Source organism: Methanolobus sp. ZRKC3, from assembly GCF_045291275.1.
Classification (GTDB): domain Archaea; phylum Halobacteriota; class Methanosarcinia; order Methanosarcinales; family Methanosarcinaceae; genus Methanolobus.
The window spans coordinates 161,608-185,892 of the sequence record NZ_CP146982.1 but is presented as its reverse complement, the minus strand read 5'-3'; the positions used below and the strand labels follow the sequence as shown (position 1 = coordinate 185,892).

Annotated in this window: 19 protein-coding genes and 1 tRNA gene; 14 read left to right on the top strand and 6 right to left on the bottom strand. The window is 41.9% G+C overall.

The features are described from left to right. Positions 1 to 4: 4 nt before the first annotated feature. Complete coding sequence (locus V7O66_RS00875) at positions 5 to 970, top strand: polyprenyl synthetase family protein (protein WP_406661105.1); 966 nt, start codon at positions 5 to 7, stop codon at positions 968 to 970. Positions 971 to 1,145: 175 nt separating this feature from the next. Here the strand turns inward: V7O66_RS00875 and ppdK are convergent, their stop codons facing one another. Beyond that, a complete protein-coding gene (ppdK, locus tag V7O66_RS00870) occupies positions 1,146 to 3,800 on the bottom strand; it encodes a pyruvate, phosphate dikinase (protein WP_406661104.1) in 2,655 nt (884 codons plus the stop codon). Positions 3,801 to 4,088: 288 nt separating this feature from the next. Here ppdK and V7O66_RS00865 point away from each other — a divergent pair, with 288 nt between their 5' ends. The 5 genes from V7O66_RS00865 to V7O66_RS00845 all read left to right on the top strand — a co-directional run bounded on the left by V7O66_RS00865 (position 4,089) and on the right by V7O66_RS00845 (position 7,322). Further along, positions 4,089 to 4,349 (top strand): H/ACA ribonucleoprotein complex subunit GAR1, encoded by a 261-nt coding sequence (locus V7O66_RS00865; RefSeq protein ID WP_406661103.1) that lies wholly within the window; start codon positions 4,089 to 4,091, stop codon positions 4,347 to 4,349. A 97-nt stretch (positions 4,350 to 4,446) separates the two neighbouring features. Further along, entirely contained in the window at positions 4,447 to 5,460 is a 1,014-nt protein-coding gene (locus tag V7O66_RS00860) for a transcription initiation factor IIB (protein ID WP_406661102.1), read from the top strand. Between the two features lie 99 nt (positions 5,461 to 5,559). After that, on the top strand, positions 5,560 to 6,171 hold the full coding sequence (locus tag V7O66_RS00855) for a LysE family transporter (RefSeq protein ID WP_406661101.1): 612 nt from the start codon (positions 5,560 to 5,562) through the stop codon (positions 6,169 to 6,171). Positions 6,172 to 6,174: 3 nt separating this feature from the next. Beyond that, positions 6,175 to 7,182 carry a class I SAM-dependent methyltransferase gene (locus tag V7O66_RS00850; protein ID WP_406661100.1) on the top strand — a complete coding sequence of 336 codons (1,008 nt, stop codon included), beginning with the start codon at positions 6,175 to 6,177 and terminating at the stop codon, positions 7,180 to 7,182. 68 nt (positions 7,183 to 7,250) lie between these two features. Beyond that, a tRNA-Thr gene (locus tag V7O66_RS00845) sits at positions 7,251 to 7,322 on the top strand. A 615-nt stretch (positions 7,323 to 7,937) separates the two neighbouring features. Here the strand turns inward: V7O66_RS00845 and V7O66_RS00840 are convergent. Together V7O66_RS00840 and V7O66_RS00835 are read right to left on the bottom strand one after the other, a co-directional pair. Next, positions 7,938 to 9,455, bottom strand: a complete 1,518-nt coding sequence (locus tag V7O66_RS00840) for a PAS domain S-box protein (protein ID WP_406661099.1) — start codon at positions 9,453 to 9,455, stop codon at positions 7,938 to 7,940. Between the two features lie 854 nt (positions 9,456 to 10,309). Beyond that, positions 10,310 to 11,113, bottom strand: a complete 804-nt coding sequence (locus V7O66_RS00835) for an HD domain-containing protein (protein WP_406661098.1) — start codon at positions 11,111 to 11,113, stop codon at positions 10,310 to 10,312. Between the two features lie 203 nt (positions 11,114 to 11,316). On the opposite strand from V7O66_RS00835, the gene V7O66_RS00830 reads away from it, so the two are divergent. The 7 genes from V7O66_RS00830 (at position 11,317) to V7O66_RS00800 (ending at position 17,329) form a co-directional block, all read left to right on the top strand. Then, the gene (locus V7O66_RS00830) at positions 11,317 to 12,231 is read left to right on the top strand and encodes a mechanosensitive ion channel family protein (RefSeq protein WP_406661097.1); all 915 of its coding nucleotides are present in this window, start codon (positions 11,317 to 11,319) and stop codon (positions 12,229 to 12,231) included. Between the two features lie 139 nt (positions 12,232 to 12,370). Continuing rightward, complete coding sequence (locus V7O66_RS00825; protein ID WP_406661096.1) at positions 12,371 to 13,531, top strand: pyridoxal phosphate-dependent aminotransferase; 1,161 nt, start codon at positions 12,371 to 12,373, stop codon at positions 13,529 to 13,531. Between the two features lie 114 nt (positions 13,532 to 13,645). After that, positions 13,646 to 14,131: a metal-dependent transcriptional regulator gene (locus V7O66_RS00820; RefSeq protein ID WP_406661095.1), complete on the top strand. Its 486-nt coding sequence runs from the start codon at positions 13,646 to 13,648 to the stop codon at positions 14,129 to 14,131. 103 nt (positions 14,132 to 14,234) lie between these two features. Further along, positions 14,235 to 14,474, top strand: coding sequence for a ferrous iron transport protein A (locus tag V7O66_RS00815; RefSeq protein ID WP_406661094.1), 240 nt, complete (start codon positions 14,235 to 14,237; stop codon positions 14,472 to 14,474). A gap of 57 nt (positions 14,475 to 14,531) precedes the next feature. Next, positions 14,532 to 16,535, top strand: coding sequence for a ferrous iron transport protein B (feoB, locus tag V7O66_RS00810; protein WP_406661093.1), 2,004 nt, complete (start codon positions 14,532 to 14,534; stop codon positions 16,533 to 16,535). Positions 16,536 to 16,553: 18 nt separating this feature from the next. Then, positions 16,554 to 17,051, top strand: a complete 498-nt coding sequence (locus V7O66_RS00805; RefSeq protein ID WP_406661092.1) for a hypothetical protein — start codon at positions 16,554 to 16,556, stop codon at positions 17,049 to 17,051. Continuing rightward, positions 17,048 to 17,329: a FeoC-like transcriptional regulator gene (locus V7O66_RS00800; RefSeq protein WP_406661091.1), complete on the top strand. Its 282-nt coding sequence runs from the start codon at positions 17,048 to 17,050 to the stop codon at positions 17,327 to 17,329. Before V7O66_RS00805 ends, V7O66_RS00800 begins: the two co-directional genes overlap by 4 nt. 38 nt (positions 17,330 to 17,367) lie before the next feature. Here the strand turns inward: V7O66_RS00800 and V7O66_RS00795 are convergent, their stop codons facing one another. Beyond that, a complete protein-coding gene (locus V7O66_RS00795) occupies positions 17,368 to 20,199 on the bottom strand; it encodes a DEAD/DEAH box helicase (protein ID WP_406661090.1) in 2,832 nt (943 codons plus the stop codon). Further along, positions 20,196 to 21,050: a metallophosphoesterase gene (locus V7O66_RS00790; protein ID WP_406662520.1), complete on the bottom strand. Its 855-nt coding sequence runs from the start codon at positions 21,048 to 21,050 to the stop codon at positions 20,196 to 20,198. Before V7O66_RS00790 ends, V7O66_RS00795 begins: the two co-directional genes overlap by 4 nt. Positions 21,051 to 21,416: 366 nt before the next feature. Here V7O66_RS00790 and V7O66_RS00785 point away from each other — a divergent pair, with 366 nt between their 5' ends. Beyond that, positions 21,417 to 22,541 (top strand): hypothetical protein, encoded by a 1,125-nt coding sequence (locus V7O66_RS00785; RefSeq protein ID WP_406661089.1) that lies wholly within the window; start codon positions 21,417 to 21,419, stop codon positions 22,539 to 22,541. A gap of 726 nt (positions 22,542 to 23,267) precedes the next feature. Here the strand turns inward: V7O66_RS00785 and V7O66_RS00780 are convergent. Then, positions 23,268 to 24,131 (bottom strand): SDH family Clp fold serine proteinase, encoded by an 864-nt coding sequence (locus tag V7O66_RS00780; RefSeq protein WP_406661088.1) that lies wholly within the window; start codon positions 24,129 to 24,131, stop codon positions 23,268 to 23,270. Positions 24,132 to 24,285 lie beyond the last annotated feature (154 nt).

Here is a 24,285-nt window from a genome sequence, read left to right as displayed (position 1 = left end):
TATTATGGATCTGATAGAGGAAATTAAAAAACGATCAATTCACGTTGATAATGGAATTGAGGACTATTTACCCCTTACAAAGCCACTAGAGCTTTACAAGGCAGCCCGCTACCTGCCAGATGCAGGCGGAAAAAGACTTAGACCTTCCATTGTCATCCTTGTAGCCGAAGCAGTAGGCTCAAGCCTTGAAATGGTCCTTCCTGCAGCAGTCGCTGTGGAACTTGTCCACAATTTCACACTTGTTCATGATGATATCATGGACAAGGATGACATTCGCAGAGGAATGCCAGCAGTCCATGTAAAATGGGGAGAAGCCGGTGCAATTCTTGCAGGAGATACACTATACTCAAAGGCTTTTGAGATACTGACCCGTGCTAAAGGCGACCCTGAGCGTATCCTCAAATGCATAGACATACTATCCAAGACCTGCAGAGATATCTGTGAAGGACAGTGGATGGATGTTGAATTCGAGGACCGCACTGATGTAACTCAGGAAGAGTACCTTGAAATGATCGAGAAAAAGACAGGTGTGCTTTATGCAGCATCTGCTCAGATCGGTGCAATTCTAGGTGGGGCATCTGATGAAGTCGCTGACGCACTCTTTGAATACGGACGGCTCATAGGTATTGCTTTCCAGATATATGATGATGTCATCGACATGATAACCCCAGAGGAAGTTCTCGGCAAGGTTAGAGGGAGCGACCTGATGGAAGGCAAGAAGACGCTTATAGCAATTCATGCACTTAACAATGGTGTGGAACTTGGAATCTTCGGAAAAGGTGAAGCAACTACCGAGGAGATCAACGAAGCTGTACGTACTCTTGAAGAATCAGGTTCAATCGAATATGCAAGAGACCTTGCTGTATCATACATAGAGAAAGGCAAGGAACTATTGAATGTTATGGATGACTCTGAATCAAAGGATATTCTCAGCGCCATAGCAGACTATATGATCAAGAGAGCATATTGATGTTTTAAGAAGAGCATTGCTCTTCTATTCTTTTTTCTTTTTTTTGATTAGTAATTTCAACTCACCAGATCACGCTATTTTCAATTAAGCCAGAGTGTGAACTTTCAAAATAAGAAATTACAACTTATAGCAAAAATAAAAAAAGGAAAGAATACGGGATATACCCGTACTAAGATCATTCTTCTTTCTCAATAACAGCCTGTGCTGCAGCAAGTCGGGCAATTGGTACACGGAATGGGGAACAACTGACATAATTCAGACCTACATTATAACCAAATTTGACAGAATTTGGCTCTCCACCATGTTCACCACAAATACCAATCTTGATATCAGGCCTTGTTGAGCGACCTTTTTCAATACCTATCCTGACAAGCTCACCGACTCCACCCTGATCAAGGACTGCGAAAGGATCGTTCTCAAGTATAGAATCCTGCACATATACCGGAAGGAACATACCCGCATCATCCCTACTGAATCCGAATGTTGTCTGTGTGAGGTCGTTGGTACCAAATGAGAAGAACTCTGCCTCTGTGGCTATCTGGTCTGCAGTAAGAGCTGCCCTTGGAAGTTCGATCATAGTACCAATGAGATACTCCATCTTGCAATTATTTTCTGCAAGTACGGATTCAATGATGCTTACGATATTTTCTTTTACAGATTTTAGCTCATTTACATGGCATATCAGAGGTATCATTATTTCAGGTACTATCTCCATTCCCTCTGAGTTGAGTTCACATGCAGCTTCCATGATTGCCTGCACCTGCATCCCATATATCTCAGGATATGTGATACCAAGACGGCATCCCCTGTGACCAAGCATCGGGTTGACCTCAGTAAGTGATTCGACACGATCCATAACCTTTCTTATTTTATCGATCTTCTGCTTGTCAGCACCTTCTGACCCAAGAAGCCTGAGCCTCTCTGCCAATTCTTCCCTTTTTGGAAGGAATTCATGCAAAGGCGGGTCAAGTAAGCGAATTGTGACCGGATATCCTTCCATTGCCTTGAATATGCCGACAAAGTCCTCTTTCTGCATTGGGAGGAGTTTAGCAAGAGCTATTTCACGGATCTCTTTTTCCTCTGCAAGTATCATCTCACGTACTACAGATATCCTGTCCTCGCCAAAGAACATATGTTCTGTCCTGCATAATCCAATTCCTTCAGCACCGAATTCCCTGGCAACTAATGCATCGTGAGGAGTGTCTGCATTTGTCCTGACACCCATTTCCTTGACCTCATCAGCCCAATCAAGTAGTGTGTGAAGTTCATCGGTGACCCCAGGAGTGATAAGAGGTACCTTTCCAAGAATGACACTGCCTGATGCACCATCAATGGAAATGTAATCCCCTTCCTTTATTGCAATCTCACCGATCGTGAAGATCTTATTAGCCATATCAATACTTATTGAACCACAGCCTGCAACACATGGCTTACCCATTCCTCTGGCAACCACAGCGGCATGAGAGGTCATTCCACCACGTACCGTCAGGATTCCCTGAGCTGCATCCATCCCACCAATATCCTCAGGAGATGTCTCGGTTCTTACAAGAATGACTTTTTTGTCCAGACATGCCATTTCTTCAGCATGTTCTGCTGTGAATACAACCTTACCTACGGCAGCACCAGGAGATGCAGGTAGACCGGTTCCAAGTATATCATATTCAGAGTTTGGATCGATCATTGGGTGCAAAAGCTGGTCCATCTGCTCTGGCTCAAGTCTCATAAGAGCAGTCCTTTTATCGATAAGACCTTCATTGACCATATCAACAGCAATATTCAATGCAGCTGCAGCAGTCCTTTTACCGGTTCTTGTCTGCAGCATGTAGAGTTTGCCTTCCTGAATTGTAAACTCAATATCCTGCATGTCCTTGAAATGATTTTCAAGTTTAAGATAAATGTCTACAAGCTGGTTATATGCGTCAGGCATTGTTCTTTGCAATGTATCAATGGAAAGAGGAGTTCTGATACCTGCCACAACATCCTCGCCCTGAGCATTCATCAGGTATTCACCGAAGAATTTCTTCTCACCTGTTGCAGGGTCTCTTGTAAAGGCAACACCTGTACCGGATGTCTCACCCATGTTCCCATATACCATGGATTGCACATTGACAGCTGTACCCCATTCATGCGGGATATTGTTCAGACGTCTGTATGTCTTAGCACGCTGGTTGTTCCATGAGCTGAATACGGCCTCAATGGCCATCATAAGTTGCTCACGCGGATCCTGAGGGAAATCCTTGCCTGTGTTGTCTTTAATGATAAGTTTGAATTGTTCTACAAGGTCATTCAATGCTCCAGCATCGAGATCTGTATCCATTTCAACGCCAAGTTCCTTCTTCTTGGCCTCAATTACAGATTCGAAATCATGGTGGTCTATATCAAGCACAACGTCACCGAACATTGTAAGGAACCTACGGTAACTGTCATATGCAAACCGTTCATTTCCGGTCTTCTTTGCAAGACCTTCCACGGAAGCATCGTTCATACCCAGATTCAAAACAGTATCCATCATACCGGGCATGGAGACACGTGCACCAGACCTGACTGAAAGAAGTAAAGGATCATTGACATCCCCAAACTTCTTGCCACTTGCAAGTTCAAGTTTCTTAATTGTAGTGTCGATCTTGTCAAGAACCCCGTCTGGATAAGCACCATTTTTAAGATAGAGGACACATACCTCGGTTGTGATCGTAAATCCGGGCGGAACTGGAATTCCCAGGTTCGCCATTTCTGCGAGATTGGCACCTTTGCCACCAAGCAGATCTTTCATGCTATTTTTGCCTTCTGTTTCTTCGTTTCCGAAAAAATATACGAATTTTTTGTCTGCCACCAAATTTCCTCCATGCATAAGACATATGATGGATAATAGTTAGTATGTATAAGTCTAAGTCTGTAAGTTGTGCCTCAATAGTTTTGTTATAACTTTAAGGTTGTGGTCTGTTACTGAGTGTCACGGAAAGCAGGTAACAGCATCCAATAAAAGCATTTTTGTCAATAATAATGGCGATATCTTTTAGTACTGAATTATTATCATATTAAAACATCTGCGATGCATTTATATACTATGCATGCCACTTTAGAGTCACGTAAATAAAATCATATAAAGTACAAGGCACACATGAAGAGATTAGGTAAAGTTTTGCATATCTCAAAACAGAATGAAATAATAATCAGAGGAGATGAAAAAGAATTCTCTGGATCTATGAGAGATATGCCTAGAATTAATTATTCTGTTCTTGACAAATCTATAAAGAGGGTTGGAAAGATCACAAGTATCTTTGGACCCGTCGACTGGCCATATTTTGCTGTCAAACCTGACAAGAAAATCGCTAATTCTGATTTGCAGGAATTCATACAAGAACGTATGTACATGCAATGAGCCTGATTCAATGATAAAAAACATCGTTGATTCCGGAACTATCTATAATATAGAGTTTTCCAAAACAATTTAAACTCATTTGCTAAAGGTGATGAAAATGGTTGAAGTAGAAAGGGTACGACATTCAGATTCCTCCGAAAGGGAGAAGATACGTGCAATGATCAAGGCACGTAAAGAAAAGGAGCAAAGTCCTGAAGTCGAAAAGGCAAAGGTCCAGTGCCCCGAGTGTAACAGTCGTAACTTGGTACAGGATTATGAAAGAGCAGAACTTGTCTGTGGTGACTGTGGACTGGTAGTTGATGCAGAATTCGTTGATGAAGGGCCTGAATGGCGTGCATTCGACCATGACCAGAGAATGAAACGTTCCCGTGTGGGTGCACCAATGACCTACACCATCCACGACAAAGGTCTTTCCACCATGATCGACTGGAGGAACAGGGACTCATATGGTAAATCAATTTCATCAAAGAACAGGGCACAGCTTTACAGGCTGAGAAAATGGCAACGTAGGATAAGAGTAAGCAATGCTACCGAAAGGAACCTTGCATTTGCACTGTCTGAACTTGACCGTATGGCATCAGCTCTTGGTTTACCAAGGACAGTACGTGAAACCGCTGCTGTGGTATACAGGAAAGCTGTTGACAAGAACCTTATCCGCGGTAGAAGTATCGAAGGTGTGGCAGCTGCCGCATTATACGCAGCATGTCGCCAGTGCAGTGTTCCAAGAACACTTGACGAGATCGGAGAAGTTTCAAGGGTAAGCAGGAAAGAGATTGGAAGGACATACCGGTTCATCTCAAGAGAGTTATCCCTTAAGCTCATGCCAACTTCACCAATAGATTATGTACCAAGATTCTGTTCAGGTCTGAACCTGAAAGGTGAGGTACAGTCAAGAGGTGTTGAGATCCTGCGCCAGGCATCCGAAAAGGAATTGACCAGTGGTCGCGGACCAACAGGTGTAGCCGCTGCAGCTATCTATATCGCATCCATCCTTTGCGGCGAACGCAGAACACAGCGTGAAGTTGCAGATGTTGCCGGCGTGACCGAAGTAACTATCCGTAACAGGTACAAGGAACTTGCAGAAGAGCTCGATATCGAGATCATTCTGTAATCTTCTTTTTTAGTACATCAACAAAGGGAGAGTATTCTTCCTTTTGTCATTATTTGACCATACTATTTTAAGCATTCAAACTATCTGCCAGTGTAAGCCATGCTCGAATTAATAGAAATGCTTGTTATCGGATTTGTAGTAGGGATGACAGGTGCGCTGGTGCCCGGACCCATGCTTTTTGCAACCATAGATGCCTCCCTGAAGAGCGGATGGAAAGCAGGACCAAAAGTCTTTGTGGGACATGCAATTATTGAGTCCCTCGTTTGCATACTGATTATTTTTGGCATTACATCCGTAAGCGATAATATCATTTTTGCAATATCCATAATAGGAGGAGGAATCCTGGTAATCTTCGGGCTCATGACCATCCGGGGCGCAAAGAGTGCTGCAAACTCCATTGAGAAGCATACATCCAGTTCCGGCAATCCACTTGCAATAGGAATAATAACATCGGCCACAAACCCCTATTTCTGGCTCTGGTGGCTGGCTGCAGGCAGCGCACTCGTATTACGAGGTCTTGAAACAGGCATACTTGCGGCATTACTCTTTGTCATAGGACACTGGATCGCGGACCTGAGCTATTTTACCGCAGTTTCAACATCATTTAGCCATGGGAAGAAAGTAATGTCCCCAAAAGTATATGAGAGAGTATTACTCTCATGTGGACTATTCCTGGTCCTTTTCGGATCATGGTTCGTACTGGGAACTTAAAACATGAAGAAAGATTGCATCAAGGTATCAAAACAGAAAGGTGAGCCAGTAAGAAGGCTATTGCTTGAGCTTGAGCTACTGGACAATTCCGCAAAGATCAACTCCGACCCGGGATACCTTTACCTGCCCCTGACCAGAATTCCTGATGATACTGAGCTTGAGTTACTGAATGAGAATGAAAGTATCGAGCTTTCCGAAGCAGACTTTGAAGAGCATGAAGGCATACCAAGGATTGAAGACCTGCTGGAAAACGTACCCCATTTTGAGATAGTAGGCGATATAGTACTCATAGAGTCCGACGTGCCTGAACCCGAAAAAGTTGCAGATGCCATAATGACGATAAAACCCAATGTCAAGACCGTACTTGCAGCCATAAGCCCGGTTGAAGGGGAGTTTCGGACAAGGCGTTTCAAGACCATTGCAGGCGAGAACAGGACATGGACAACACACAAGGAGTACGGATGCAGATATCACGTGGACCTGGAAAAGGCATACTTCACTCCCCGTCTGGCAACCGAACGCGCCCGCATTGTCAAACAGATCAATGAAGGAGAAACAGTAGTTGATATGTTCGCAGGCGTGGGACCATACAGCATCCCCATTGCAAAGAACAGCCCTGCAAAGAAAGTTATTGCCATAGACAAGAACCCATTTGCAGTTGAATTCCTGCGCAAGAACATTGAACTCAACTCCGTAGAGGATATCGAAGCCATTGAAGGAGATGCAAACATAGAAGCAGAAAAGTTTGCGGCGGTGGCTGACCATGTAATAATGAATCTTCCGCACAACGCCCACCAGTTCCTTGATGCTGCCATCAAACTTTGTGCCCCGCAAGCCACCATCCACTATTATGATATTACGCCTGATGATGACCTTTTTGAAGGCGCCGTGGAACTTATCGGAAAAGCTGCGGAAAATGCAGGAAGAAGCATCGAGATCATCCAGGAAAGGGTCGTCCGTTCATACGCCCCCCATCAGTACAACGTCTGCATCGAAGTAAAAGTACTATGAAAAGCATTATGAGCGAAATGGTTAAATTCTAAAATCAATTAGTAGGTTCACTTTTACATATCACAGTTGCCTCTGTGGCTTAGCGGTATAGCGGCTGATTCGTAATCAGCAGGCCGAGGGTTCGAATCTCTCCAGGGGCTTGAAATCACGGGGTTAAAAGCCCCTATTATTTTTCATTTGGTTAAATCTTCTAGAAATCCCCAGTTGTCAGAATACTAAAAGAGCGTTCTTTACTGTAATGTATAGCCCAATGTATGAAACTGTCCTGGCTGTTACACTCCAGTATCTTTGACTTGCCAGCATGTTTACACCTCCTTTTTGGAGTTGTGCCTGTGCCAGAGTTCATTTATTCCAAAACCTTTGTTTCATTGATGATTTTGATTTTTTGATCTATCCTACCTACCAGATCAATGGAATTAAATGAACTGTGGTGAAAGATAACGATTCTATAGAGAAAATATTTCAGATTTTTTCCAATCGAAATAGAGGGATTTTATATTAATAATAATAATATAAAACATACATACTACAGAGAGAATTTACTTAAAATTACCCAAAAATAAGACCCCCCCCGAACTCCACAACATAACTACTTATTCACCACCTACGGGCTGTGACTGGAAGTCAAGCAGCATAATGCATAGGGAACGAAGATCCACTCATATAGCACCCGAAGTGTACGATACACTTTTGTCGCCATCCAAATAATCCAGGAAACTAAATGCACATCACACCAAGCAATATATTGTACATAATTAAAAGGACCTTTCCTCTAGACAGGCGGATATCTGATCCACAAATAAGGCGGTTGAATCTAGTATCACAGGCAAGTTAAAAGTGAAAGTACTACCTTTATTGACCTCAGATTCAACCCAAATCTCCCCACCATGCAATTTGATGAACTTGTTGGCAAGTACAAGACCAATTCCACACCCAGCATACTTACGACAAATTCCTGAATCAATTTGTTTGAATGGTAAGAAAATATCTTGTAATTTTTCAGAGGATATACCAATACCAGTATCTTTGATAGATATCTGCATAAAATTACCTTCATTTGTAATTTCAATGGCAATTGATCCCCCCTCTAAGTTAAATTTGATAGAATTATCCAGAAGATTATACATTATATGTTTGAATTTGTTCCTATCTGCTTTAATAGTTTTAAATTCACCATCAATATCACATACAATACAAATTTTCTTCGCCAGCTGTTTGGGATTTAATCCAGCCAACACTTCTTCTATTGCATCATAAGCGGAGAACTCACTGATGTGAAGCTCCAATTCCCCTCTTTCTATTTCTGATATCTCCAGTAACTCATTTATCATCTGTAAAAGTTTGTTACCATTCTCATGGATATATCCTGCATACTTTAGATGATCCTCATTAAGTACACCGTAATCAGAATCACACAACATATCTGCAAATCCGATTATAATATTCAGTGGAGTCCTCAGTTCATGACTCATTGCCGTCATAAAATCGCTCTTTGCACGAGTTGAAGCCTCTGCTGTTAACTTTGCATATAATAGTTCATTTTCGGCATGCTTACGTCCTGTTACATCCCTGGTAATGCATAGTATTGCTGGTTTCCCACCATATTCTATAACACGACTGCTAATCTCAAGCGAGATGCAGGAGCCATCCTTACGGACACCTTCTGTTTCAAAAATGGCATGACCATCATCCAATACTTTCTTTAGTCGGCTCTGTGCATCATCTTCTGAAACATCAAGTTTTTTCAGTGACAATTGAAGCATTTCATCCCGGCTATACCCCATCTGCTGACATGCAACTTCATTCACCTCAAAGATTCTTCCATTCAATTCTTGCAGATAGATCCCATCATTTGCATTTTCAAATAAAATTCGGAATTTTCGCTCAGATTTCTCTAATATATTCTGTGCATGTTTGCGTTCTGTGATATCCCTGGCAATGGAAATCACTGCAGTTTTGCCACCATATTCAATTAAGCGGTTACTTAATTCAATTGGAACAGTGGACCCATCCTTGCAAAGAAGTATGCTCTCAAAAAATGCTTTCTTTTTCTTTTGTAGCTCTTTTATGTGAAGAGGTATTTTCTCTGCAAATTCGGGAGAATCCAAATCCATTACTGATTTTCGAAGTAGTTCATCCCGGCTGTAGCCAGTAAATTCACAAGTAACTTGATTTACTTCAAGAATCTTACTATTCAGATCATATATTAGGATTGCATCACTCGAATAATCAAATAACATTTGAAACTTATCTTCGAGTTGTTTTGAAACCACAATTCATCCCCACTGCATTATATTAATATTTTTATGTTAAAATAATAATAGTAACAATATATAAACTTATTGTAACCGTATTACATTTTTGTAGCAACAAACCCCGCAGCTTTATTGGCTAGCCATTCCAGGCAATCTTGAATCCACATATGCCAAGCTCTTTGGATTCCTTTAATTAATAATTAACTGTAAGAAAAAGTAGACACCACCCATATAAGGCATGCGTGCGGGATAAAGTATGGTTTTTGGTGGTACATACAAAAGCACACACATACCTTATACGGTTAATGGTATTTCTGGATAAAAAGATATCATGAGACATAATTTTATATATAAAATAAAACTTACATTGGTTTTAATTAATTTTTTTAAATTGTGAATGTGAATTGTGCAATGGGAATATTCAATTCATTCATGTATATACACATAAAAATTGAAAGTAATTGATCCAGGAAAACAGAAAATATATCTATTGGACCTGTTTTATAACACATATTCACTTCATCCATCCGAGAAAACTCTTAGCATTCTGGCACATAGTCTTAGACAATATTACAGTAACAAAATACATCTTACTGCAAATTAATAAATAGATACGTTTTTATAATTATGACTCATACAATTAGTTATAGGCCGGATCCATACCGAGTTAATACTGTACCACCAAATCAGCTAACCAACCAGCCATTTTTATCCGGCCAATCCTTTTTTATTCACTATAGAGTTGACTAGTGGATCAAGTTATTTTTGTAAGGTTTGACCTTTCAACCAGATAAAATAAGAACATCATAGCAAAGAATAACCTTTTTTCATGAGATTTGGGCAAAATAACACAATGAACAACAAAGGTATGCTCAACCGAGCATCATATCACGATACTCTTCAAGATGAGCACGGACTGACATCATCTCAGCATTTTGGGGCAGAGTTTCCATGATCCTTTCAATATACTTCCTTTTTTCAACCAGACGGAAAGACTCAGTAAAATTCAGATCGTACAACCATGTCAGACGGATCAGATTCAGGTCATTTTGATTTTTTACATTTTCTATACTTGAAAGGGTATTGTTGAAAATATCCTCAATTATAGACCCTGAATATCCAGGATCATCAGGAAATCCCATATATAGAGCAGGGTTTGGGTTTGATTCCCTGAACTGGAATTCATCAATAAAGACCTTGAAAATATCAAGTTTATCTGCATCCCTTATTATCTTCGAGTGCAGCACAGATCTTTCATCATTAATAGCAGAAATACTGAATTTGTTATGATTTTCCACTGCAAAATATACCACTTTCTGCTCATCAGATGCCATGAGTGAAAGGATATCCTCTGAAGTTAGTATCTTAACGCCAAGAAAAGCATGATCCTCTGATTCGGAATCCTTGAATGTTCCATACCTGCTGAATTGCTCGAACCTTCCAATATCATGGAAAATAGCTATTGTTTCTGCAAGATACCGATCACTGGCAGAAAGTCCTTTAGAATTTGAAATCTTAATTGAGTTAGAACATACCCTCCAGCTATGGTCCTCCTTCAATCTTATGTTCTGCATAATAAACGAATCATCAGAATAGAAATTACTTACGTATTTCCGGAACCATTTTCTGAAAAACAGGAGGTCGCTTCTTTCCATATAACCATTTATCATCTTCATAAGTATTCTGCTTTTCCACCTGATATTTGTCCTTAAAAGAAAAGAGAAACTACGGATGTATGATAAGGAGTTTGTGTTCTAAATTATTGTTCTGTTTGCCTTAAATAGTAACATAATCAAATTTTGTATTGGTAAAAAGGGAGCATGACGCCATTCAACGTCAGGCATATGAAAGATGTATTAATTCAAAAGGGGGAACTAAAATGGCAACATCACCGATTATTGATAGCTTGTATATGATGTTAGACAAAATGATAGCTTTTCTTCCAACATTAGTAGCGGTAATAGTACTGCTTATTGTAGGTATAATTCTGGGAAAAGCTCTTGGAAAGATCGGGGCAAAGATCCTCGATAAGATAGGGCTTGATGAACTTATTAATAAAACAGCCATAGGCGGAATGATAGCAAGGACAGGAGTTTCAACCGTACAGGTATTCGAAGCGGTCATCAAATGGTTTATTTATATCATATTCGCAGTGATAATTATTGATATATTGAAAATACAGATCGTTGCAGACTTTATTACACAGATCATCCTGTATATACCACTGATTATTTCAGCTGTTGTGGTACTGCTCATTGGATTGCTGATAGTTGATTTCATTACAGACCTTATCAAAAATATACTGATAGCAGCAGGTATTGATGAGAAGGTTGAGAAAACATCCATGGGTAAGTCCATGAGTTCAAGCGGACTCCACACATCAGGAATAATATCAGGAATTGTGAAACTGTTTGGTTACCTGATATTCATAATGGCCGCATTGAACATACTTCAGCTTACCCTCATTGCAGGAGTGGTACAGGGCATTCTGGATTATCTGCCAAACCTCTTTGCAGGTCTGTTGATACTGTTGATTGGATTGCTGGCAATAGACTTGTTCGCAGATTACATTGGAAACATGATGACAGGTGTGGAAGGTTCAAATGTCTGGCTGCCTGCACTACGAGGATTCCTTGCACTTGTTGTGATACTGCTTGCACTGGATGCATTGCTTATCGATACAAGCATATTCTACATCCTTATAGGACCTATTGCATGGGGAATCGCTGTGGTCGTAGCATTCAAGTGGGGAATCAAGGACGCACTTGTGGCATATGCAAAGGAAAGGAAATAAAATAAAATAAAATCCTTCTTTTCCTTTTTTTGGCCTGATTCAGGCCACTTTTTTTACATACCATACTTTATAGTGATTTTCAAAGAAAAACATTTTATATTTTTGCCCTGTCCTGTTTTACATATAGCAGGGTATTGCAATGAGCATAAAACTATCCAGAAGAGTTACGGACATCCCACCATTCCATGTAATGGAGGTACTTGAAAGAGCACAGGAACTTGAAAGAGAAGGAAGGGACATAATCCATCTTGAGATCGGAGAACCTGACTTCCCCACGGCTTCGCACATATGTGAAGCCGCAAACGCAGCCATGTGCACCGGGAACACAAAATACACCCATAGCCTAGGTTCGCCCGAACTCAGGGCTGCCATTGTTGACAATTACAAACAAAAATTTAACGTTGATATTAGCCCGGACCAGATAATCATATCATCCGGAACCAGCCCTGCAATGCTTCTTTTATTCATGGCACTTCTTGATTCGGAAGATAAGGTCATCATGTCCAATCCCCATTATGCATGCTACCCAAACTTCGTCAGAGCAGTTGGCGGTGAACCGGATTTTGTCTACACCAATGAAGATAACGGATTTATACTGCAGCCTGAAGATGTGGCAGCGAAGATAGATGAGAGAACAAAAGCAATTCTCATAAATTCACCATCCAATCCCACAGGTCAGGTACTACCTGCATCCACTCTGGAAGAGCTTGCCAGAGTAGCAGGTGATGTGCCCATAATCTCCGATGAGATATACCAGGGACTCGTGTATGAAGGAGAAGACCACACAATTCTTGAATTTACGGACAACGCGTTCGTACTCAACGGTTTTTCAAAACTCTATGCAATGACCGGCTGGAGGCTGGGATACCTTATTGCCCCGATGGAATACATGAGGACATTGCAGAAGATACAGCAGAATTTCTTCATCTCCACCAATGCATTTGTCCAGCAAGCAGGGATCGCAGCTCTTACCGGACCCCAGGACCAGGGTCATGAAATGGTCAAAACCTATGACAAAAGAAGACGCTACCTCTTACAGCGTATTGAAGAGATTGGTCTTGAAGTCAAATGCGAACCAAAGGGTGCTTACTATGTTCTTGCTGATGCCCGCAAATTTGGCGAGGATTCACTGGAACTGAGCCAGAGGATACTTGAGGACATAGGAGTGGCAGTCACACCGGGAATAGACTTTGGAAAAGGAGCAGAAGGACACCTGCGTTTTTCTTATGCCAATAGCATGGAGAACATCAAAGAAGGTATGGATAGGATAGCAGCTTATTTTGCAGAGAAGAGCAAATGATCTGAGACATCCCTTTTCTTTTTAATTAATTGCAGTACCTTTATAATGTAGTCCTGCCTATGAAAACATAATAGTTAATCCAACAATGTATAATGTGACAAAAGGTAGTTTCATATGACAACTGAAAGAGCTGAAGATTATCTCAAGGCAATTGAAAAAATAATTGAAAGGAAAGGATATGCTCAGGTGAAAGACGTGTCCAGGGAGCTGGAACTTAGTTCACCCAGTGTCACAGGAATGTTCAAGAAGCTCACCAAGATGGGATACATCAACTACGAGAAATATGGCGGAGTCACACTTACAGAAGAAGGCGAAAAGATTGCCAAATCCACAATGGAAAAACATTCCATCATAAGAGATTTCCTTCTCATACTCGGGCTTGATGAGGATACTTCCAATCAGGATGCATGCAAGATCGAGCATGTGCTTGCCCCTGAAACTTTTGAAATGCTAACCAAGTTTGTGGAATTCATTAATATGAAAGATGAATGGCCATGTTGGATGGACCATTTCAGACATTATGATGAAACCGGGGAATACATCGATTGCAAGGTTTCAGAAAAGGATAAATGCCCAATACATGGGGAAAAACAGCAGTGAACATGCGGATTTTTTCAACGCATGCATAGCATTGAAACTTTAACTGTCATACAACAATAGAATATTATTCAAGTCAGACAAGGCAGGGATAAATTTGCTCGTTATGAACGAAACCACACTTGACACCCTTGAACCCGGAGAAAAAGCTAAAATACTCAAGGTCAGGGTAAAGGGCTCTTCCATCAGGAGAAAGTTGTTTGATATGGGAATGGTTGCGGGATCGGAGATAGAGCTTCTGAGAAGAGCACCGCTTGGAGACCCTCTTGAATTCAAGATCAAAGGGTACAACCTTTCCATTAGAAAAATGGAAGCAAGAGATATCTTTGTTCAGAAAATAGAATGATAACAGGATTTCTTTCAGTGGATAAACAGGATATTGCTTTTAGACCGGGTAACTAAAATGCCAGAAGATAACAAAAAGATCAGGGTCGCCCTTGCAGGTAATCCGAACGTTGGGAAGACAACACTTTTCAATGCGATCACCGGATCCAAACAGCATGTGGGAAACTGGCCTGGCGTGACCGTTGAGAAAAAGAGTGGCTTTAGAAGGCACAAGGACTATGATATTGAGATCATTGACCTGCCCGGAACATACAGCCTTACAGCCTACTCAATGGATGAGATCGTTTCAAGGGATTTTATCATTGAGGAAAAACCAGACATAGTTATCCAAATAGTGGATGCATCGAACCTTGAAAGGAACCTTTACCTCACAACACAGCTCATGGAGCTGGAAACAAAGATCATTATAACGCTAAATATGTGTGACCTTGCCCATGAGCGAGGCGATAAGATCTACTTTAACAAGATGGAGGAAATGCTTGCTACCCCCATTGTCAAAACTGTTGCAAGTCAGGAAAAAGGTATCAATGAACTGCTGGACAAGGTCATTGAAGAGAGAAATAACGACCAGCACCACGGTCATGAAATTGGTTACGGGGACGAGATAGAGAGTAAGGTCATTGAGATCGAGAGAGTCCTTGCAACTGACATGGATATTGCAGACAAATATCCCCTTAGATGGATGAGCATACGCCTGCTTGAAGGCGATGAGAACATCAAGGACAAGGTCTCTAAAAGCTCAGTAGGCACAGAAATAATAAACATACTGAATTCCATTGATCAGGAAGAATATGAAGCTGATATTGCAGACAAACGTTACTCTGCCATCAATACCATTTTTCCGCAAATATGTACCCGGTCTGACCAGGTACTTACTAAATCCGACATGATCGACAGGGTGCTTACCAACAAATATCTTGGCATCCCTATATTTCTGGCACTTATGTGGGGAGCTTTCGAGCTTACCTTTGCATTTGCAACACCATTTATGGACATGATCGAGCTTGCAGTTAACTGGCTTGCTGGCTTTGTCACGTCAAACCTGCAGCCGGAATGGCTGGCATCACTCATAGGCGATGGTATCATCGGAGGAGTGGGAGCAGTACTGATCTTTGTCCCCAATATATTCATATTGTTCTTCCTGCTATCCCTGCTTGAGGGAAGCGGATACCTTTCAAGGGCAGCATTCATCATGGACCGCCTGATGTACAAGATAGGCATGCACGGAAAATCATTCATACCCATGCTAATGGGATTTGGATGCAACGTGCCGGCGATCATGGCTGCAAGAAGTATCGAGGATGAGAGGGACCGACTTATAACAATACTTGTGGTTCCATTTGTTTCCTGCGGAGCCAGGCTACCTATATACATACTGTTTGCAGGTACATTCTTTGGCAGGCAGGCAGGAACCGTTATTTTTGCAATGTATATACTTGGCATACTGGTGGCAGTGGTATCTGCAAAACTTTTCAGGCTGACAGTTATCAAAGGAAAACCTGCGCCATTTATAATGGAACTACCACCCTATCGTGTTCCAAAGCTCAAATCCGCTGTAATTCACATGTGGGATAACGGTGCAATGTACATCAAGAAAGCAGGCACTATCATACTTCTCGGAGTTACAATCATCTGGGTACTGGCATCTTTCCCATGGGGAGTTGAATACGGCAGTGAATCAAGCTATGTTGGAATTATAGGGCATTTCTTTGAACCATTCCTGCGCCCCCTTGGATTTGACTGGAGAATATCAGTAGCCCTGGTCTTTGGATTTGTTGCAAAGGAAATCGTTGTTGGATCCATTGGTGTACTGTTTGGAGCCGGAGAGAATCAGGCAGCACTTTCACAAAATCTACTGGCAGATCCAGGAATTACCCCACTTAACTCAATGAGCCTTATGGTATTCAGTCTCCTGTACATGCCATGTGTAGCTGCCATGGGTGTTATCAAAAAAGAGACAGGATCATGGAAATGGACAATATTTGCAATTGCATATGGAATTGCAGTTGCATGGGTAATGGCCTTTGTAGTATACCAGGGAGGGAAATACCTTGGATATTGAAAGATGTGAGGTAAAAGAATGAAAATGACAGCACAGAACAAAATGTTCCTGGCATTTCTATTGGGATGTGCCTACGTGATTGCAGGAGCAATACAATCCAGCACCGGAATTATCAGAGTGCTGTCAGGTAAACCAATCACCAGTGGATTGCCATTTGTTGTTACAGAGGCACTTCATATCCCCCACGACATATTGAGCGGACTCATTCTCATACTGCTGGGAACTGTGTTCATTTACGGGTCCATGGAACTACGTGCTGGAATTGAAGAAGGGATCGCATATGTCTATGTAGGCATACTGCTGGCACTCATATTTGCAGGGATATACGTACTCGTGACAACGGGGAACATACTTGAAGCGTACCTGTTGAAAAACGAGGATTTCATTGGATGGACCCCTATTGATGACCTCAGACCTGAGATATATCTCGGATTACTATCACTTTTTGCTTATGTAAAATGGAAAAAACAGTTTGATATAAAAGATGAAGAAAACAGGAGGCTGCAAAGTCAATGATAAAGGAGATCCTGAAATACCTCTATATTGAGAACCTTACCCTCGCAGATACCGCAGATAAACTGGGCATTGATACTGACCGACTTAAAGAACTAATCGACAATATGGTCCACATGGGTTATCTGGAGATGCAGTGTGATGACAATATTGAAGCGTCAGGATGCTGTAATTGCTCCTCATCAGCATCGTGTCATAAAAGAAATGACATTTCTACTGGCAAGACCTATGTGCTCACAGAAAAAGGACAAAGGGTTTGCAACAAACTCAGTTCGAGTTAAATATTTTATTCAAATTAACTCTGATCAAATTAGAGAAATTAACTCCAAAACCGTTTGTTCTTTGCATAATTCCTTTCAGCTATCAGGATGTCCCTGTAAAAAGCTTCTTCATCATGTCTCATTTTCTGTATGACACGTGTTGCCATCTCAGGCCCCACACCCCTGCTCGCAAGGGCAATGACTGCCATTTTACCATGGGTCATGACAATATTCGAATTACGATATACCCTTCTGATGCGTTTGATATCTTCGGCAGAAGTGACTTTACCCTGTTTCTTAACAAGTTTAATTTCATCCTCTTCCCATGGTTTTAAGGAAGCTATCATTTTAGAATCGCAAACCGGACATATTATAACATCAGGTACGTTCTTAACCTGCCTTCTGGAAGTCCATTTCTTGCAATGAAGACAGAAAAGAATCACCCTGTCATTCATAATACGCTCCTTCAATGCCATGACAATGGAACGGTCAGCCTTTTCAGGTGCAACGAGATCCCTTTTCATGGAAAAACCTGCTTTCCCAATAGGAGAAGATGGACTTATCATCAACTGGATCTCACCTGATGCCAATCTTTCCAGCACATCCTTTGCCCTTGATACATCCAGCATGTTGTGGAATATCTCACGTATAACTTCGTCATACATGGCAGTATCCTTGTATATCTCAAGCAGTTTCTTCATGCTTATGCGGTCATAATCGATGTTCTTGCTAAGAGCACCGAACTTGCGTGCCACATGCACCATCTTCCATTTCATCAGGGAGGTGTTCTTAAGAGTCATCTCTATGATAGGCTCAATATGCTCCGGCTGAATATCATTGATAAGGCGTTCTATCTCCGGGGCTTTGATGCGCCGTGGAAGTTGCATCCGTATCCTGTAAGGATCAATCTCCTGCGAGACACTGCTTCCATATCTTGCTGCAAGCAGGGATGTCAGTACCTTTCCAAGAGTTTCATTACAATTATGCCCAAAACACGCATTGATAAGAACGGCCTCATCATCATTTTCAATTACGATCAAATGTTCATCGGGCACTGGGAACCCACCTGATACTTGTTCCTGCATAAGTGCCAGCAGTTCCACAGCACCATTGAGATCCACAGGATAACTGTCCCTTATGAACTCGATCAGACCCTCATCGTCAACGCCTTCAAGGATTCGCTTTGCTATTTCCCTGCGTAATGCTCCGACCTCCTGGGCAACTTCATAGGGAACAGGAATTTCCTCGCCCACCCAGCTTGGTATCTCACCCATACCCCGTACAGGCTCTACCTTTATCCTGTCACGGTCACTGACCATCTCAATGACCCTCCACATATCACCCTTGGTAATGAACACGGCACCGGGAGTTGCAAAGTTTATAACGAACGCCTCATCAAGAACACCAACTGTTCTGCCTGTGACTATATCGAATATCTCATACTTCCTCTCATCAGGGATCATGGAGAGATTTTCATAATAGTATTGCCAGCTCTTCCTTCTTCGACTGATGGAACTTGAGCCTTCCTCACGCCAGACCATCCTATAATCAGTTACCTGCTCCACCACTTTATTCAGTGTTTCGATACGCAGGTCCTTGAATGGATAGGTTCTTTTCAGGATGAGGTATATCTTTTCAATTTCAACATCACCGAAATCAAGCACTATACCTGATATCTGATTTGCCACTACGTCAAGGGAGTTCATGTGAGGAGTTATGCACTCGACCTTCCCTGCAAGAGCCAGTTTGGATATGGCCATGGCCTCGGCAATATCATCGGGTCCGATCGCCAGAATGGTTCCCCTTGATATCTCGTGTATCCTGTGCCCTGCACGACCTACCCTCTGCAGGAGTCTTGAAACCTGGCGGGGTGAGCCGTACTGTACCACGTGGTCCACATTACCGATATCAATTCCAAGCTCCATGGAGGAAGTACATATCAATCCCTTGATATCCCCGCTTTTAAAGGATTCCTCGGCCTCAATACGTGAATCCACTGAAAGTGAACCATGGTGTACACCAATTGATTGCTCCAGTATCTTAAACCCCGATGCCAGAGCTTCAGCACTCTGCCTAGTGTTCACGAATATCAGTGTGGAGATATTGTCATTTACAATATCCCGAATGGAACGTAGGTGGGAAGCAAACTCCACCTCAGAGCCAACCTTCTTGGCAATCTCGTAATCCTCGTCCGTTATGGATGGTACCATTACATTGAAATCCAGAAGCTTGAGCAGAGATACAGACACAATGGAAACATCTCTTTCAGCTCCTGCCAGGAATTTGGCAACTTCTTCAGGATTACCCACTGTTGCCGAAAGTCCTATCCTCTGGAACTCACCTGAAAGTTCAACCAGTCTTTCAAGGCCAACCGCAAGCTGTGTACCTCTCTTGGATGAAGCCATCTCATGTATCTCATCCACAACGACATGGGTCACATATTCCAGATTCTTGCGCAAGCGTGAACCGGTGAACATCGCCTGAAGGGTTTCGGGAGTTGTGATCAGAAAATCAGGTGGATTTTTTGATTGCTTTTGCCTCTGGTACGGAGTAGTATCACCGTGACGAACCTGTACATCTATACCCAGCTCCTTCCCCCACCACTGGATACGTAAGAGCATATCGCGATTCAATGCACGAAGGGGAGTTATGTAGAGTGCGGATATTCCCACCCGTTGCTCCTGGCTCTTTGAGAGAATACTATTGAATATCGGCAGGACAGCAGATTCAGTTTTACCAGAACCTGTGGGAGCTATAAGAAAAGTATGATTGCCTTTCAGGATGTACGGGAATACCTTCTCCTGAGGTTCCGTGGGGGCCGTGAAGCCCTGCTTCTTGAGAGCTTCCTGAATTGCAGGGTTGAATGAATCGAATATGTTACCAAAACTCATTTTTTAGCTCCCCTGCTTTTCCCGTTTCTTTTCCTTTTACGAACTCTACTGTCTTCCATTTTACGTATATTCTTCAGCGCTCCCAATTGTGTACCATCAAGAAGATAGACCTGTGCCTTATCAATGTCCACACCTTCTGATGAGAACATGGGACCCAGAAGGTCGTCATGCAATGATTCATTGAATGCCACCCCGCCACATAGCTCATTGAAAGAGGGGACAATTATTAATTCCGGATCATTCCAGCTACCATCTTCTTCCTTTAGATCAAGGCTATTAAAATGATTTCGGAATACATCGATATTGAGTCTTGTACGTATCCAGCTTTGTTCCACCATGGCATATCCAAGAGAATCGGTAAAGCGGATGGTAGGATGGTTATGAGCGACTATGATGTAACTGGCAGAGAACAGTTTTGGGTCAGGCCAGGTGTGTCCATGAAAGTAAGCAACGTCCTCGATGATGGCACCACGCACCGGATGCACCTTTACATCGCCACCCTCGGGAAGCAAATACTCGATACCACCGTCATGGTTGCCGGGGAATATGTCAACATGGGCGTGTTCTGCCAGCGACTCCAGGAAATAGGGAATCTCATCCCTCTCCTGCCATGATATCTGAGGAACGTTATGTTTCACATCACCAAGCAATATTATCCTGTCAGGAGAATACTCACGGATGTATCCTCTGATGCGTTTAAGTCCGTGTTCCATGCGGCTGGGTATGGTTATCCCGCTGCGGTACAGGTCCCACTCGATACCCAGATGGATATCTGCAAGTACCAGTGCCTTTGTCTCGTTCTTAACAATGAGTGCAGGTTCTTCAATGATAGGTTCTATTTCGATGGTCATTTTAGCAGAACCAGAGCTTTTCTTCTTCTGCCATCGCATTCACCTTGGTAAACATCTTGCACTGTTTCGAGATTATCCTGTTGAGAATGGAACTCATCTAAGGGAGATTGGTTTTATGTGATATTTATATTTGTAGTGTGGATGAGAAGGGAATGTTTGTTATTTGAATGAGATGTGAGAAAAATATAAATTTAAAAATTATAGAGAATATAAATTTAATTAATTTTAAATAGAAGCAGAATCTGTAAATTAATGGTTAAAAAGAGAATACTAGTGGCTTGGGAAAAATACATAATGTAACTTTAATGGAAGAACTTGCACAGAACGGTGGTACAAGTTCTAAATAAAAGGGTAAGGTTGGTAAAAATGAAATCAAAATTAATAATAACAATACTCCTGATATTGAGTATAGTCGCACTTTCCGGATGTACGGACATAAGCGACTCATACAAGCCCGGAAGCTTCGGAACAACCGAAGAAGAAATGCAGATCGTGGACGCAGTTACAGATAAATATGGCGATATGACAGCCAAAGGTACGCCAAGACTTCTTGAAGTAATGATGACATCATCAACAGAGAACTTCATACCAGTCGATAAGGTACTGAAATACTCAAAGGATTCAGCAGAGCTATACGCATGGTTCATCTACGACAACTTTGAATACGACATGATCAACGTAGAATGGATCTACCTTGACAATGATTACTCCATCTACACCTTCGAATCAGAAACTGGCGAAGACTTCGGACGTGGAACCTTCATACTCGAAAAGCCGGATGACGGATGGCCTCTTGGAGATTACGAAGTAATAATCAGCGGAGCAGGAGTGGAAGAATCAGTCGAATTCGAGATAATAGATGGAACTACAGTCTCAATACCACTGGAGCTTCTGGACGGTGCAGCAATAGGCAGCCAGAAAGCAGAATTCGAGAACATGGAAACCAGTGAACAATCAACAACCACAACATCATCAGGCATAGTACCTGGCTGGTATCTCACAACAGTTGAAGACTACGGGGACAAACCAGAAAAGACACATGAATACTACACATACGATGTTGACTACGAAAGAGGTAACGTATTTACCAGTGACGTAGGAAACGACGGTGAGACAGCACAGGTAAGAACAATCTCTGAAGAACCAGAAGACTTCTACGCTGCTGAAGAAGAGATCTCGATCAATGTAAGGAAAGAATCCGTATTTATGGAAACTGACGGTCTTGGACTTGGTGACTCAAGCACTATTACCATAGACGCAGCAGATATACCGATCGACAGAGGAACCGCAAGCGGCTATTATCTGGAAGATGAAACATATGGAGCTTTCTTCAATATGCAATGGGATGATCCAACAGGTACCGTCAAGGAAGGTACATTCAAAGCAGACGCACCGTGGGCAAACGCATTTGGCGGCTCATTCAGAATACGCTATGCATACCAGAATGGTGCAAGCTACAGAACAAACTACATTTACGAATGGAGAGAGTGATCTCTTCCATTTCTCTTTTTTTATATTGAATGTTCACAACATTGAGTGAGCAAAACGTTCTCTCGGCTCTTTTCTTTTGATGATCGATCCTATATTGCCGAAACCGTATTCCTGAAAAACGAAAAACAATAAAAACAATAGCTATACGCTCCAAGATTAATCAAAATAGATAGAAAGGTAGTCACAAGGCATGAACTTTGATTCGGGACCAAAGCTTAATCCGTCCTGAATCTGTTTCATTTCAGCCATGCTTTAATGAACTTTGGTACGGGATCGGAGATTAATCCGTCCTGAATTTGTTTCATTGCAGCTACGCGTTAATGAAGTCGGGCTCGGGATCGGAGGTTAATCCGTCCTGGATTTATTCTGTTGCAGCCACGCGTTAATGAAGTCTGGTTCGGAATCGGTGGTTAACCCTTCCTGAATTTACTTCATTTTACAGCCTACTCCCTTATGACCAATTTATAGTATGCAAGTAATGATATAAACTGATAACGGTAATATAACTACTGATTATTTTATTAGGGAGCTTGAAACTCATGGTTATGCCCATGAATTTCAAATATGAATGGAAGAAGATGGATTTTCCGACACCATTCCTTATTGAAATAATTTCGTTTTTCAGGCTAATCTATAACCCTGCAACATATCCAGAGGTAGTAGTAATAACCAAAAAACGCAACGGTAATTTTAAACCATCTGTTTTTCAATTTTCAAAAAATCAATTTACTCAATATATTCCACGCTCATCTTTGCAGACCTGAAAAATTTCATGAAATCATGGACTTCTGAAGACAATTCAGTGCTGACCGGCAGACCCAGTTCAATAGCCTCTTTTGCAGAGATTGGAGTGACATGTATCATCTCTCCACTTAATAGTTTTTGAGCAACGGAATTCCTTTTTTCTTCATCTTGAATTTTGTTCTCAAGCAATTCCATGATAACATCTTTTGTAAGCTTCATTGCTTTTTTTGATATATCGCTCATGATGATGGTCGTGTCATCAGCTTCCATCCCTTTCTTTTCGGCTGCATATATCCATGAGGGTGCCGGGTAGGTTCCACGAAGGAGATCGCCCACCTGTGGGTCTATCGGACCTATGACCGCATCAGGGTCCATTAAGATCTCATCTGCAGCAAGGGCAATGATGGTACCCCCTGACATGCAATGGTGTGGGATCATTATCCTGACCTTTTCTTTATGATTATTAAGAGCCCGTGCGATCTGTATGCTGGCATGCATCTGACCTCCGGGTGTGTGCATGATGATATCTATGGGCCGGTCGCCGGTCTCCCTGATGGCTCGAAGTATCTGTTCAGCATCCTCAACATCTATGTACTGGTATACAGGAACACCGAACATGGAAACTGCCTCTCTCCTGTGTATCATCGTAAGAACCTTTGTGCCCCACATGCGCTCCATCCGTTTGATCCTGGAAAGCCTTTGCATCCTGATCCTCTTGAGCTGGGACCTAGGATACACAAAAGCATACAAGAAGAAGATCAGAGATAAGATTATCAGAATTTCTGTGACGGTGATTTCAGAGATCGAGACCAGAATGATACCCCCTAAAGCAATTTCTACTCCCATTCATACCCACAAATTATGCATCATAATTTGACAAAGTATAATTAACATATTACATTCGGTAAATTAAATACATTATCGTAATTGCTGTTAACAGGTGACTTGATGGGGAGTGGCAAAAAAGAAAAAACGTAGTGTTTTTTACTATTACCTCTAT